This window comes from Cupriavidus basilensis (assembly GCF_000876015.1).
In the GTDB taxonomy this organism is placed as follows: domain Bacteria; phylum Pseudomonadota; class Gammaproteobacteria; order Burkholderiales; family Burkholderiaceae; genus Cupriavidus; species Cupriavidus basilensis_B.
In genome coordinates, this window is the sequence record NZ_BBQM01000022.1 from 144,802 (window position 1) to 156,906 (window position 12,105).

Here is a 12,105-nt window from a genome sequence, read left to right on the forward strand (position 1 = left end):
CCGGAACCAGTATAGCGCGCCCGCGCCCCCGCGCAACCGGCGCGCGGCGGGGTCGAAGTAGGGGGTGGCCAGGCCCCGGAGCGGGGCCCGGCAATGGCGGCGGACACGGGAATACGGGCGCGCCCCGCGCCGGCCGCCCTGCGGCGTGCCTAGTCGATGGCCTTGCCCATGTCCTCGACCACCTTCTTGGCGTCGCCGAACACCATCATGGTCTTGTCCATGTAGAACAGCTCGTTGTCCAGCCCGGCATAACCGGCCGCCATCGAGCGCTTGTTCACGATGATGGTCTTGGCCTTGTAGGCCTCCAGGATCGGCATGCCGGCGATCGGCGAGCCGGGGTCGGTCTTGGCGGCCGGGTTGACCACGTCGTTGGCGCCCAGCACCAGCACCACGTCGGCCTGGCCGAACTCGCTGTTGATGTCCTCCATCTCGAAGACCTGGTCGTAGGGCACCTCGGCCTCGGCCAGCAGCACGTTCATGTGGCCCGGCATGCGGCCGGCCACCGGGTGGATGGCGTATTTCACCGTCACGCCCTTCTCGGTCAGCTTCTCGGTCAGTTCCTTGAGCGCGTGCTGCGCGCGCGCCACCGCCAGGCCGTAGCCGGGCACGATGATCACGGTCTCGGCATTGCCCATCAGGAAGGCCGCGTCGTCGGCCGAGCCGGACTTGACGTTGCGCTGCTGCTGCGCGCCCCCCGCGCTGCTCGCGGCCGCGCCGCCGAAGCCGCCCAGCAGCACGTTGAAGAACGAGCGGTTCATGGCGCGGCACATGATGTACGAGAGGATCGCGCCGCTCGAGCCCACCAGCGAGCCGGCGATGATCAGCATCGGGTTGTTCAGCGAGAAGCCGATGCCCGCCGCCGCCCAGCCCGAGTACGAGTTCAGCATCGACACCACCACCGGCATGTCGGCGCCGCCGATCGGGATGATGATGAGCACGCCCAGCACGAAGGCGAGCGCCAGCATCACCAGGAACGGCAGCCAGCTCTGCGACAGGAAGAAGATCACGCCGAAGCCGATCATCGCCACCGCCAGCAGCAGGTTCAGCCAGTGCTGGCCGGCGAACGACACCGGCGCGCCCTGGAACAGGCGGAACTTGTAGCGCCCGGCCAGCTTGCCGAACGCGATCACCGAGCCGGAGAACGTGATGGCGCCGACGAAGCAGCCGATGAACAGCTCGATGCGGTTGCCCAGCGGGATCTCGTGCGAGCCGGCCGGCGTGATGCCGAAGGCGGCCGGCTCGGCCACCGCCGCCACCGCGATGAACACCGCCGCGAGGCCGATCAGCGAGTGCATCGCCGCGACCAGCTCGGGCATCTTGGTCATCTCGACCTTCCTGGCCACGTAGGCGCCGATGCCGCCGCCCACCACCAGCGCGCCGAGGATCAGCGCCAGCCCTTCGCCCACCGGCGACTGGCCCGCGCCGAGCGCGAGGAATTCGTTCTTGAGCTTGACGATGAGCGCCAGCGTGGTCAGCGCCGCGATCAGCATGCCGGCCATGCCGAAGGCATTGCCGCGGCGCGCGCTGCTCGGGTGCGACAGGCCCTTGAGCGCCTGGATGAAGCACACCGAGGCGACCAGGTAGAGCAGGGTGACGAGGTTCATGCTCATTTGCCGTGCTCCTTGTCCGCGCCGCCGTCCTTCGCGCCGTTCTTCGCCCTGGGTTCCTTCTTCTTGAACATCTCCAGCATGCGCTGGGTCACCAGGAAGCCCCCGAACACGTTGACCGCGGCCAGCGCCACCGCCAGCGTGCCCATGGTGCGGCCGACCAGGCCCTCGGTCAGGCCGGCGGCCAGCATGGCGCCGACGATGATGATGGCCGAGATCGCGTTGGTCACGGCCATCAGCGGGGTGTGCAGGGCCGGCGTCACCGTCCAGACCACGTGGTAGCCCACGTAGATCGCCAGCACGAAGATGATCAGGTTGATCACCGTGTGGTTCACCATTTCCATCGTCTTCTCCTCCGTTGCCTGAATGCCTTGCCTGCCTGCGATGCCGCGCGCGCGGTTGTCCGCGTTCTCGTGCGCGGCCCGGCGCGGCGCCCGGCTGGCTCGCCGGGCGCCGCGTGCCGCCTACACCTTCTTGATTTCCTTGATGCCGTTGTGGTCGTCCACCAGGATGACCTTCGGCTTGTAGGTGGCGATTTCCTCGTCGCTCATCGGCGCGTAGGTGCAGATGATCAGGTGGTCGCCCAGGTGCGCGCGCCGCGCTGCCGCGCCGTTGAGCGAGATCTCGCCGGTGCCGCGCGCGCCCTTGATGATGTAGGTGGAGAAACGCTCGCCGTTGTTGACGTTGTACAGCTCGATCTTCTCGAACTCCTTCATGTCGGCCGCGTCGAGCAGGTCCTCGTCGATGCCGCACGAGCCCTCGTAGTGGAGATCCGCCTGTGTCACGGTGACACGATGGAGCTTGGCGCGGAGCATGATGCGTTGCATGGGTGATACGTCCTTGGTTTGTTGCCGTGTGAGCCCGCGGGCAAGCCCGGCGGGCCGCTGGGAAAGGTTCCGGCGCGCGTGCGCCGGCCGTGCCGGCGGATGCCGCGGCGGCGCGAAGGCGCCCGGCCGCAACCGCCTGGCGCCATTCTAAGGCGCGCGGGCCGCGGCGGGCCCGCGCGCGCCTTCAGCTGGCACCGCGGATTACCTGGCCGTCCTTGCACATCAGGCAGGCCGCCACGATGTCGTCTTCCAGGTTCAGCACGAACTGGCCGTCCTTGTCGATGATGAGCTTGAGGAAGTCGAGCACGTTGCGCGCGTAGAGCGCCGAGGCGTCGGCCGCCACCATGCTGGCCAGGTTGGTATGGCCGACCAGCGTGACGCCGTGGCGCTCCACCACTTCGTCGGCCACCGTGAGCGGGCAGTTGCCGCCCTGCGCCGCGGCCAGGTCGACCACCACCGAGCCCGGCTTCATGGCCTGCACGGTCTCTTCCCTGAGCAGCACCGGCGCCTGGCGGCCCGGGATCAGCGCGGTGGTGATGACGATGTCGGCCTGCCTGGCGCGCTCGTGCACCAGCTCGGCCTGGCGGCGCATCCAGTCCGGCGGCATGGGCCGCGCGTAGCCGCCCACGCCTTGCGCGATCTCGCGCTCCTCGTCGGTGACGAACGGCACGTCGAGGAACTTGGCGCCCAGCGATTCGATCTGCTCCTTCACCGCGGGCCGCACGTCGGAGGCCTCGATCACGGCGCCGAGCCGCCTGGCGGTGGCGATGGCCTGCAGCCCGGCCACGCCCGCGCCTAGGATCAGCACGCGCGCGGCCTTGACGGTGCCGGCGGCGGTCATCAGCATCGGCATGAAGCGCTGGTAATGATAGGCGGCGACCAGCACGGCCTTGTAGCCGGCGATATTGGCCTGCGAGGACAGCACGTCCATGCTCTGCGCGCGCGTGGTGCGCGGCGCGGCTTCGAGCGCGAAGGCGGTGAGCGTGGCGCGCGCCATGCGCGCGTTGTTGTCGGCATCGAACGGGTTGAGCATGCCGACCAGCGCGGCGCCCGGCGTCATCAGCGCGAGCTCGGCATCGTCCGGCGCGCGCACCTTGAGCACCAGCTGCGCGCCCAGCGCCTGGGCCGCGGTGCCGATGGTGGCGCCGGCCGCCTCGTAGGCCGCGTCGGGCTGGCTGGCGCGCACGCCGGCGCCCGACTGCACGATGACCTGATGGCCCTGCGCGACGTACTTCTTGACCGTCTCGGGGGTGGCGGCGACGCGGGTCTCACCTGCCCGCGTCTCCTGCGGGATGCCGATGTGCATCGTCAATTTCTCCTTTTGATGGCGTCTTCGAGGCGCTGTCAAAATGAACCTGGCGATGCGGCGCGGCAAGGCGGTGCGCCCGACCAGAACCGCTTCGCTTCATTCTGACAATGCCGCTGCTCTGCTCTGCTTTGCGGGCGGACGTCCCGGACCCTGTGCCGGGTCCTCGTATTTCTGCGCCGCGTGCTCGCGCCGCATGTCTGCGCCGCGGTTCGTGCCGCATGTTCGCACCGCGGTTCGCACACGCGGCCGGAGCCGGGCCCGGCGCACAATTTTTCCGCAGCTTACAGGAAACTGACGATCAATGGTGACTGGCCGTTCGGCTTTTGCGCAACAGGGCCGCGGCCGCGTCTTTATGCGCCCGCTCGGCGCGCCGCCGCTTTCTTGACACCGATTTGAGATGCGCTCCCGTACTGTGGCGCTCGCCGTGCGGCCGGTGCCGCGCGGCAGCGCCGACGGCGCTTTCCCGTCGATGTCCCTGTTTTCCGCAAGCCATCCAATGACTGTCTTTCGCTTCGCTGCTCCGCGCGCCTGCGCCGCTTTCCTGTCCGGCGCCGCGCTCCTGTCCGCCATGTCCGGCGCCCATGCCGACACCGCGCCCGACACCGCTCCCGATGCCGCCGCAGAAGCCTCGCCGCATACGTTCTCGGCCAACGTGACGCTGGCCAGCGAATACCGCTACCGCGGCCTGATGCAGACCAACCGCCGCCCGGCCATCCAGGGCGGGTTCGACTACGCGCATTCGAGCGGCTTCTACATCGGCAACTGGAACTCGAGCATCAGCTGGCTCGACGACAGCAACCCGGACGTGTCGGCGCCGATCGAGATGGATTTCTACGCCGGCTTCAAGAACACGGTGACGATCGCCGGGCTGGAGTGGAACTACGACGCCGGCGTGCTGCAGTACTACTACCCGGGCGACTACCCGGCCGGCTTCACGAGCCCGAACACCACAGAGCTTTATGTTGGCGCCGGCTACGGCCCGGTGTTCCTGAAGTACTCGCAGTCGATGACCAACCTGTTCGGCTTCGCCGACAGCCGCTACAGCTACTACGTGGACCTGAGCGCGAACGTGCCACTGGATTTCTGGGGCCTGACGGCCAACGCGCACGTCGGCTACCAGGGCGTGAAGCACGTCGACAACGCCTCGTACACGGACTGGAAGCTGGGCCTGACCAAGGACCTGGGCAAGGGTTTCGCGCTGGCGGTCGCGTATATCGACACCAATGCGCGCCGCTCGGTCTACACCAATGCGCCGGGCCGCTACATCGGGCGCGCGACCGCGTTCGCGTCGCTGACCAAGACCTTCTGAGCGCGGCCGTCTTGATGCCTTCTTGATGGCGCCGGCGGCAATCCTTGCATCAACTTGAGGCGGCCCTGCATAGCATGATTCCATCTACCACAGACGATCCGCCGCGCGCGGATCCCGTCCTCATGCGACAGTCGAGTCTTGCCGTGGCCTTCGTTTCCGTGCCGCGCCGCCGTGCCGGCGCCAGTGCCCGCACAGTCCGTGCCGCCCACGCCGCCCATGCCGAAGCGGCGCGCGGCGCCGCGCCTTCCATCTTGCCCACGCGGCCCGCCGCCGACACGGCGTGCGCCTGGATCCGCCTGCGCCTGGCGGTGGCATCCAGCCAGGTCTTCGCGCTACGCCAGTCGCTGCATGCCGCGATCGGCAAGCTGGTGCGCATCTACGTGGTCGAGGTGGACCACCGCCACGGCGAGACCACGGTGCACGTGGAAGTCGAGCGCGGCGGCCGCGACGCCGCCATGCACGCCATCATGACGGCGCTGCCGGCCGCCGAGTTCGGCGTGACCACGCCGCTGGGGCAAGACCATGCCGCGCACTGAGCCCGCGGCGCCGGCGAGCGGCCTGCGCCGGCCGGGCGGCAGCGGGCTGTGGCTGCCGATGGTGACGCCGCTCAAGGGCGGCGAGCCGGACCTGGCGTGCGCCCAGCGCCTGGCCGCGCACTACGCGGCCAGCGGCATGGACGGCCTCGTCATCCTCGGCACCACGGGCGAGGGCGGCCTGCTCTCGCCGGCGGAGCGGCTGATGTTTACCGCCGCGGTGCTGGAGGCGGTCAACGGCGCGCTGCCGGTGATGGCCGGCGTGGGCGGCGTGGATACCCGCGCGGTGTGCGCGCAGGTGCGCCAGCTCGACCGCTTCGACCTGGCCGGCTACCTGGTGCCGCCACCGTACTACCTGCGCCCCGGCGACGACGGCATCGCCTGGCATTTCGAATGCGTGGCGCAGGCCACCTGGCGCCCGCTGATGCTCTACAACGTGCCGCGCCGCACCGGCTGCGCGCTGTCGCCGGCGCTGGTGCGGCGCCTGGCCGCGCATCCGCGCATCGTGGCGGTCAAGGAGTGCGACGCGGCCGGGCTGCGCGCGCTGGCCGGCTGCGAGGCGCTGTCGGTGTTCTGCGGCGAGGACGAGGCGATGCTCGGCCACCTGCTGGCCGGCGGCGACGGCGTGGTGCCGGCCAGCGCGCACATCCGCCCCGACCTGTTCGTGCGGCTGGCGCGGCTGGCCGAGGCGGGCCGGCACGAGGCCGCGCGCGCGCTGTTCGCGCACCTGGCGCCCTTGATCGCGCTGCTGTTCTCCGAGCCCAATCCGGGCCCGGTCAAGGCGGCGCTGGCCCTGTGCGGGCTGGCCGGCGCCGAGGTGCGCCGGCCGCTGATGCCGGCCAGCCGGGCGCTGTGCGCGCGGCTCGAGCAGGCGATCGGCCTGCTGCCGTCGGCGCGGGACCTGGAAGGCACTTTGCTGCCGGCCTGAAGCGCGGCCGGGCGCGCCGGACGCGCCCGGCGCCGGTGCACGAAAGGGCGGCAACCGGTAGAATGCCGGATTGCCTAAATTTTGTGCATCATGTCACACGACTGGAAAGCCAGCGTCACCGTCGCCGCGGTCATCGAACGCGGCGGCCGTTTCCTGCTGGTGGAAGAAGAAACGCCCGCCGGCCTGCGGCTGAACCAGCCCGCCGGCCACCTCGATCCCGGCGAGAGCCTGGTGCACGCGGTCATCCGCGAAACGCTGGAGGAGACCGCGCACACCTTCGAGCCGCGCGCGCTGCTGGGCTGCTACATGGCCCGCGCCGCGTCGGCCGGCAGCGCCACGCGGCCCGGCGGCGACATCACCTACGTGCGCTTCGCCTTCACCGGCGAGCTGGGCGCGCTCGACGCCGGGCGCCAGCTCGACGTGGGCATCGTGCGCACCGTGTGGATGAGCGCGGACGAGATCCGCGCGTGCCCGGAGCGCCACCGCACGCCGCTGCTGCTGGCGTGCATCGAGGACTACCTGGCGGGCAAGCGCTTCGCGCTCGACGCGCTCTACACCCATGTCTCGGTGCAGGGCGGCGGGAGCCTGGCATGAGCGGCGGCACAAGCGGCAAGCGCGTGGTGGTCGGCATGTCGGGCGGGGTGGATTCCTCCGTGACCGCGTGGCTGCTCAAGCAGCAGGGCTACGAGGTGATCGGCCTGTTCATGAAGAACTGGGAGGACGACGACGACGGCGAATACTGCTCGACCCGGCAGGACTGGCTCGACGTGGTCTCGGTGGCCGACCTGATCGGCGTGGACGTGGAGGCGGTCAACTTCGCCGCCGAGTACAAGGACCGCGTGTTCGCCGATTTCCTGCGCGAGTATTCGGCCGGCCGCACCCCCAATCCCGACGTGCTGTGCAACGCCGAGATCAAGTTCAAGGCCTTCCTCGACCATGCCATGTCGCTGGGCGCGGACACCATCGCCACCGGCCACTATGCGCGCGTGCGGCAGGCGCAGAGCGGCCGCTTCGAGCTGCTCAAGGCGTTCGACCACACCAAGGACCAGAGCTACTTCCTGCACCGGCTGAACCAGGCGCAGCTGTCGCGCACGCTGTTCCCGCTCGGCGAGATGCCCAAGACGCGCGTGCGCGAGATCGCCGCCGAGATCGGCCTGCCCAACGCGAAGAAGAAGGATTCCACCGGCATCTGCTTCATCGGCGAGCGGCCGTTCCGCGATTTCCTCAACCGCTACCTGCCGACCAGCCCGGGGCCGATGAAGACGCCCGACGGCAGGGAAGTCGGCCAGCACATCGGCCTGGCGTTCTACACGCTGGGCCAGCGCAAGGGCATCGGCCTGGGCGGCAGCCGCGAAGGCAGCGGCGACGCCTGGTACGTGGCGCGCAAGGACATGGCGAGCAATACGCTGTACGTGGTGCAGGGCCACGACCATCCGTGGCTGCTGACGCCGGTGCTCGACGCCGCCGACCTGTCGTGGGTGGCGGGCGAGGGCCCGGCGGCGGGCACGGCGCTGTCGGCCAAGACGCGCTACCGGCAGAGCGACGCGCCGTGCGTGGTGGCCGCGCTGGCCGGCGACGCGCTGCGGCTGGCGTTCGCCGAGCCGCAGTGGGCGGTGACGCCGGGCCAGTCGGCCGTGCTGTACCAGGGCGATGTCTGCCTGGGCGGCGGCATCATCCGGTAGCGCGGCGCGCGGCCCGGGGCGCCGTGCATGCCCCGGCGGCTCGCGCGCCTAGGCGCGCGGCGGCTCGGTGTCGATGAACGACTGGCGCTTGGCCAGCTTGTCCTGGTAGGCCGCCAGGCGCGGGTGGCGCTCGCGCCAGGGGATGTCCGCGAAGCGGAAGTCCAGGTACGACAGCGCGCAGCCCACCGCCACGTCGGCCAGCGAGTAGTGGTTGTCGCAGCACCACGGGCGGTCGGCCAGGCCGTCGGCGATGGCCGTCACCGCCGAGTCGATCTTGCCGAGCTGGCGCCTGACCCAGCGCTCGCTGCGCTGGGCGGGCTCGCGCTGGGTGTGCTCCAGGCGCGCCAGCAGCGCGGCGTCGAGCAGGCCGTCGGCGAGCGCTTCCCAGCAGCGCACTTCCACGCGCTCGCGGGCGCCCTGCGGGATCAGCCGGCTGACCGGCGTGAGCGTGTCGACGTACTCGACGATCACGCGCGAGTCGAAGATCGCGCCGCCGTCTTCCATCACCAGGCACGGCACCTTGCCGAGCGGGTTGAACTGGCTGATGGTGGTGTCGGGCGACCACACATCCACTTCCACCATCTGGTAGTCGATCTTCTTTTCCGCCATCACCACGCGCACCTTGCGCGCGTAAGGACTGGTCTGCGATGCATACAGCTTCATGGACTCCCCTCGAGCTTGTTATGAAGTGCATCGGCGCTCTCTGGCACGACGGGCCGCGCGCGGGGGCGTCCGGCCGGCATGCCCGATGCACTTCATAACAGGCTAGTGGATTGGCGAGCGGGAGTATACCCGTGCCACGTGCCCGGCACGTGGCGGCGGCACGCCAACGCCGCGCCGGTGTCGTGGTGCCGATACGCGCGGGCGCGCCATGCCCGCGGCGGCGGCCACAGAACGGCTGCCACGATGGTAAAATGCCCGCTTTCCACCGCGCCGCCGGTCGGTTGGCGCGCCTGATTGGTCTCTTTCGATCTGTTGACGGGCGCTCTCGACGCCAGATCGCGGCAGGCCGCCGTCCTTTCCCTTCCTTCCGGTCTTCCAGCATGTCCACGTCCTCGCTCTCCCCGCTCACCGCCCTGTCTCCCATCGACGGCCGCTATGCCTCCAAGGCCGACGCGCTGCGCGAGTGGCTCTCGGAAGCCGCCTTCATGCGCAACCGCGTCAAGGTGGAGGTGCACTGGCTGATCGCGCTGTCGCAGGCCGGCCTGCCCGACATGCCGAAGTTCTCGCCGGCGTCCGAGGCCGCGCTGCTGGCGCTGGTGGACAACTTCACCGAGGCGCACGCCGCGCGCATCAAGGAAATCGAGGCCGTCACCAACCATGACGTCAAGGCCGTCGAGTACTGGCTCAAGGAGCAGGTCAAGGGCAACGCCGAGCTGGAAGCCGCCAGCGAGTTCATCCACTTCGCCTGCACCTCGGAAGACATCAACAACACCTCGCACGGCATGATGCTCAAGGGCGCGCGCGACGTGGTGGTGGTGCCGGCGCTGCAGCGCGTGCACGCGCGCCTGGTGGAGCTGGCGCGCGCCAACGCGCGCCAGCCGATGCTGTCGCGCACGCACGGCCAGCCGGCCAGCCCGACCACGCTGGGCAAGGAAATGGCCAACGTGGCGGCGCGCCTGGGCCGCGCCATCGAGCGCATCCAGCGCGTGGAGCTGCTGGGCAAGATGAACGGCGCGGTGGGCAACTACAACGCGCACCTGTCGGCCTACCCGTCGTTCGACTGGGAGGCGTTCTCGAAGCAGGTGATCGAGTCGCGCCTGGGCCTGACCTTCAACCCGTACACCATCCAGATCGAGCCGCACGACTACATGGCCGAGCTGTTCGACGCCATCGCGCGCGCCAACACCATCCTGATCGACCTGAACCGCGACGTGTGGGGCTACATCTCGGTGGGCTACTTCAAGCAGAAGACCAAGGCCGGCGAGATCGGCTCGTCGACCATGCCGCACAAGGTCAACCCGATCGACTTCGAGAACTCGGAGGGCAACCTGGGCCTGGGCAACGCGGTGCTGCGCCACCTGTCGGAGAAGCTGCCGCTGTCGCGCTGGCAGCGCGACCTGACCGACTCCACCGTGCTGCGCAACATGGGCGTGGCGCTGGGCTACAGCCTGCTGGCCTACGAGGCCTGCCTGCGCGGCCTGGGCAAGCTCGAAACCAACCCCGAGCGCCTGCACGAAGACCTCGACAACTGCTGGGAAGTGCTGGCCGAGCCGGTGCAGACCGTGATGCGCCGCTTCGGCGTGCCCAATCCGTACGAACAGCTCAAGGAGCTCACGCGCGGCAAGGGCATCTCGCGCGAGGCGCTGCGGACCTTCATCGGCGGCCTGGCGATTCCCGACGACGCCAAGCAGCTGCTGCTGGAAATGACCCCGGCCAGCTACATCGGGCGCGCCATCAGCCTGGCCGAGTCGGTTTCGGCTTCCTGACGCGGCCCGGCGCCACGAAAAACCACCCCGCGGGGTGGTTTTTTTTCGTCCGGCGGCGGGCGCGGCGGAATGTCACTTCAAATGGTTTGAATGAATCCATGAATTTCAGACCGTTCGCTGGGCTGCCCGCCGCACAATAATGCGAGAATTCAACGGCGGGCGGCCCGTCCGCCGCCGTTGTCTTTTTGCAGAAGTCGATGAAACGCCCGTCACGGGCAGGGGTCTCCCATGCATTCGCAAGTCAAGACCGGCGCGCGCGCCGGGGCTGCCTCGCCACAATCGTCCGCCGCCGGCTACGGCGCGACCGCGATCGGCCTGCACTGGATCATCGCGCTGATGATCTTCGCCGCCTTCGCGCTCGGCCTTTACATGACCGGCATTCCGGGCCTGTCGATGCTCAAGCTCAAGCTGTTCTCGTGGCACAAGTGGCTGGGCGTGACGGTGTTCGCCGTCGCCGTGCTGCGCGTGCTGTGGCGCGCCACCCACCGCGCGCCGGCGCCGGCCGCCGGCACGCCGGCCTGGCAGGCCGCCGCCGCGCACGGCGCCCACATGCTGCTGTACGTGCTGATCCTGGTGGTGCCCGTGACCGGCTACCTGTATAGCTGCGCCGCCGGCGTGCCGGTGGTCTACCTGGGCATCGTGCCGCTGCCGTCGCTGATCGGGCCGGACGACGTGCTCAAGGAGATCCTCAAGCAGACGCACATCTGGCTGAACTACCTGATGGCCGCCATCGTCGTAATCCATGCGGCCGCGGCGATCAAGCACCAGTTCATCGAGCGCGACGGCACGCTGGCCCGCATGCTGCCGTTCCTGAAGTAATCCGCAACCGCCGGAATCAGCGGAATATCCGACCCCGAGGGCGCAGGCCCTCTCAGCGACAGGAGTTTTTGATGAAACGCATTCCCCGCCCGAGCGCGCTCCTGATGGCCGCTACGCTGGCCAGCGCCGGTATCGCCGCCAATCTCGCCTGGGCCCAGGTCGACGCCGGCAAGAGCTCGGTCACCGCCACCGCCCGCCAGATCGGCGTGCCGATGGAAGGCAAGTTCAAGAAGTTCGACGCCGCCGTCTCGTTCGACCCGGCCAAGCTGGCCACTTCCTCGGCCAAGGTCGAGATCGACGTCGCCAGCTTCGAGATCGGCGACGCCGAGACCACCAAGGAGGTCAAGGGCGGCGAGTGGTTCGACGCGGCCAAGTACCCCAAGGCGGTGTTCCAGTCCACCAGCATCAAGGCCGGCGCCGCCGGCAAGTTCGAGGTGGCGGGCAAGCTCACCATCAAGGGCAAGACCGTGGACGTGGTGGTGCCCGCGACCTACCGCCAGGACGCCGCCAGCCAGGTGTTCGACGGCGTGCTGCCGATCAAGCGCACCGCGTTCAACATCGGCGACGGCGAATGGAAGGACACTTCCGTGGTCGCCGACGACGTCCAGATCAAGTTCCACATCGTGACCTTGGCCAGGAAGTGAGCGCGCCGCGCCCGCTGC

The 12,105-nt window shown here is 69.4% G+C and carries 13 protein-coding genes; 8 read left to right on the top strand and 5 right to left on the bottom strand.

Annotated elements, in window-relative coordinates; genetic code table 11:
- Positions 1 to 149 precede the first annotated feature (149 nt).
- The 4 genes from KF708C_RS24040 to KF708C_RS24055 all read right to left on the bottom strand — a co-directional run bounded on the left by KF708C_RS24040 (position 150) and on the right by KF708C_RS24055 (position 3,740).
- Positions 150 to 1,610, bottom strand: a complete 1,461-nt coding sequence (locus KF708C_RS24040) for an NAD(P)(+) transhydrogenase (Re/Si-specific) subunit beta (protein WP_059413516.1) — start codon at positions 1,608 to 1,610, stop codon at positions 150 to 152.
- Positions 1,607 to 1,951: an NAD(P) transhydrogenase subunit alpha gene (locus KF708C_RS24045; RefSeq protein ID WP_020206666.1), complete on the bottom strand. Its 345-nt coding sequence runs from the start codon at positions 1,949 to 1,951 to the stop codon at positions 1,607 to 1,609. Before KF708C_RS24045 ends, KF708C_RS24040 begins: the two co-directional genes overlap by 4 nt.
- Positions 1,952 to 2,071: 120 nt before the next feature.
- Complete coding sequence (gene panD, locus KF708C_RS24050) at positions 2,072 to 2,434, bottom strand: aspartate 1-decarboxylase (protein ID WP_020206667.1); 363 nt, start codon at positions 2,432 to 2,434, stop codon at positions 2,072 to 2,074.
- Between the two features lie 184 nt (positions 2,435 to 2,618).
- The gene (locus tag KF708C_RS24055; RefSeq protein WP_059413517.1) at positions 2,619 to 3,740 is read right to left on the bottom strand and encodes a Re/Si-specific NAD(P)(+) transhydrogenase subunit alpha; all 1,122 of its coding nucleotides are present in this window, start codon (positions 3,738 to 3,740) and stop codon (positions 2,619 to 2,621) included.
- A 499-nt stretch (positions 3,741 to 4,239) separates the two neighbouring features.
- Between KF708C_RS24055 and KF708C_RS24060 the strand changes: the two genes are divergently transcribed.
- From KF708C_RS24060 to mnmA, 5 genes are all read left to right on the top strand, one after another.
- Positions 4,240 to 5,052, top strand: coding sequence for a TorF family putative porin (locus tag KF708C_RS24060; RefSeq protein ID WP_059413597.1), 813 nt, complete (start codon positions 4,240 to 4,242; stop codon positions 5,050 to 5,052).
- 122 nt (positions 5,053 to 5,174) lie between these two features.
- Positions 5,175 to 5,588, top strand: a complete 414-nt coding sequence (locus KF708C_RS24065) for a hypothetical protein (RefSeq protein WP_231586566.1) — start codon at positions 5,175 to 5,177, stop codon at positions 5,586 to 5,588.
- Entirely contained in the window at positions 5,575 to 6,513 is a 939-nt protein-coding gene (locus KF708C_RS24070; protein ID WP_059413518.1) for a 4-hydroxy-tetrahydrodipicolinate synthase family protein, read from the top strand. The genes KF708C_RS24065 and KF708C_RS24070 overlap by 14 nt, the downstream gene beginning before the upstream one ends.
- Before the next feature lie 90 nt (positions 6,514 to 6,603).
- On the top strand, positions 6,604 to 7,107 hold the full coding sequence (locus KF708C_RS24075; protein ID WP_052165935.1) for an NUDIX hydrolase: 504 nt from the start codon (positions 6,604 to 6,606) through the stop codon (positions 7,105 to 7,107).
- Entirely contained in the window at positions 7,104 to 8,195 is a 1,092-nt protein-coding gene (mnmA, locus tag KF708C_RS24080; protein WP_059413519.1) for a tRNA 2-thiouridine(34) synthase MnmA, read from the top strand. The genes KF708C_RS24075 and mnmA overlap by 4 nt, the downstream gene beginning before the upstream one ends.
- 48 nt (positions 8,196 to 8,243) lie before the next feature.
- Here mnmA and KF708C_RS24085 read toward each other — a convergent pair whose 3' ends face one another.
- Positions 8,244 to 8,858, bottom strand: a complete 615-nt coding sequence (locus tag KF708C_RS24085) for a glutathione S-transferase family protein (RefSeq protein ID WP_020204131.1) — start codon at positions 8,856 to 8,858, stop codon at positions 8,244 to 8,246.
- Between the two features lie 380 nt (positions 8,859 to 9,238).
- On the opposite strand from KF708C_RS24085, the gene purB reads away from it, so the two are divergent.
- From purB to KF708C_RS24100, 3 genes are all read left to right on the top strand, one after another.
- A complete protein-coding gene (gene purB / locus KF708C_RS24090) occupies positions 9,239 to 10,624 on the top strand; it encodes an adenylosuccinate lyase (protein WP_020204132.1) in 1,386 nt (461 codons plus the stop codon).
- A gap of 228 nt (positions 10,625 to 10,852) precedes the next feature.
- Entirely contained in the window at positions 10,853 to 11,443 is a 591-nt protein-coding gene (locus tag KF708C_RS24095) for a cytochrome b (protein WP_059413520.1), read from the top strand.
- Between the two features lie 71 nt (positions 11,444 to 11,514).
- Positions 11,515 to 12,087: a YceI family protein gene (locus KF708C_RS24100; protein ID WP_020204134.1), complete on the top strand. Its 573-nt coding sequence runs from the start codon at positions 11,515 to 11,517 to the stop codon at positions 12,085 to 12,087.
- The last annotated feature ends 18 nt before the right edge of the window (positions 12,088 to 12,105 follow it).

What these genes read in the sequence shown, in the direction of transcription:
- KF708C_RS24040 (WP_059413516.1), bottom strand. Translation starts at nt 1,610, where the DNA reads ATGAGCATGAACCTCGTCACCCTGCTCTACCTGGTCGCCTCGGTGTGC.
- KF708C_RS24055 (WP_059413517.1), bottom strand. Translation starts at nt 3,740, where the DNA reads ATGCACATCGGCATCCCGCAGGAGACGCGGGCAGGTGAGACCCGCGTC.
- KF708C_RS24095 (WP_059413520.1), top strand. Translation starts at nt 10,853, where the DNA reads ATGCATTCGCAAGTCAAGACCGGCGCGCGCGCCGGGGCTGCCTCGCCA.
- KF708C_RS24045 (WP_020206666.1), bottom strand. Translation starts at nt 1,951, where the DNA reads ATGGAAATGGTGAACCACACGGTGATCAACCTGATCATCTTCGTGCTG.
- KF708C_RS24100 (WP_020204134.1), top strand. Translation starts at nt 11,515, where the DNA reads ATGAAACGCATTCCCCGCCCGAGCGCGCTCCTGATGGCCGCTACGCTG.
- KF708C_RS24060 (WP_059413597.1), top strand. Translation starts at nt 4,240, where the DNA reads ATGACTGTCTTTCGCTTCGCTGCTCCGCGCGCCTGCGCCGCTTTCCTG.
- KF708C_RS24075 (WP_052165935.1), top strand. Translation starts at nt 6,604, where the DNA reads ATGTCACACGACTGGAAAGCCAGCGTCACCGTCGCCGCGGTCATCGAA.
- KF708C_RS24065 (WP_231586566.1), top strand. Translation starts at nt 5,175, where the DNA reads ATGCGACAGTCGAGTCTTGCCGTGGCCTTCGTTTCCGTGCCGCGCCGC.
- mnmA (WP_059413519.1), top strand. Translation starts at nt 7,104, where the DNA reads ATGAGCGGCGGCACAAGCGGCAAGCGCGTGGTGGTCGGCATGTCGGGC.
- KF708C_RS24070 (WP_059413518.1), top strand. Translation starts at nt 5,575, where the DNA reads ATGCCGCGCACTGAGCCCGCGGCGCCGGCGAGCGGCCTGCGCCGGCCG.
- purB (WP_020204132.1), top strand. Translation starts at nt 9,239, where the DNA reads ATGTCCACGTCCTCGCTCTCCCCGCTCACCGCCCTGTCTCCCATCGAC.
- panD (WP_020206667.1), bottom strand. Translation starts at nt 2,434, where the DNA reads ATGCAACGCATCATGCTCCGCGCCAAGCTCCATCGTGTCACCGTGACA.
- KF708C_RS24085 (WP_020204131.1), bottom strand. Translation starts at nt 8,858, where the DNA reads ATGAAGCTGTATGCATCGCAGACCAGTCCTTACGCGCGCAAGGTGCGC.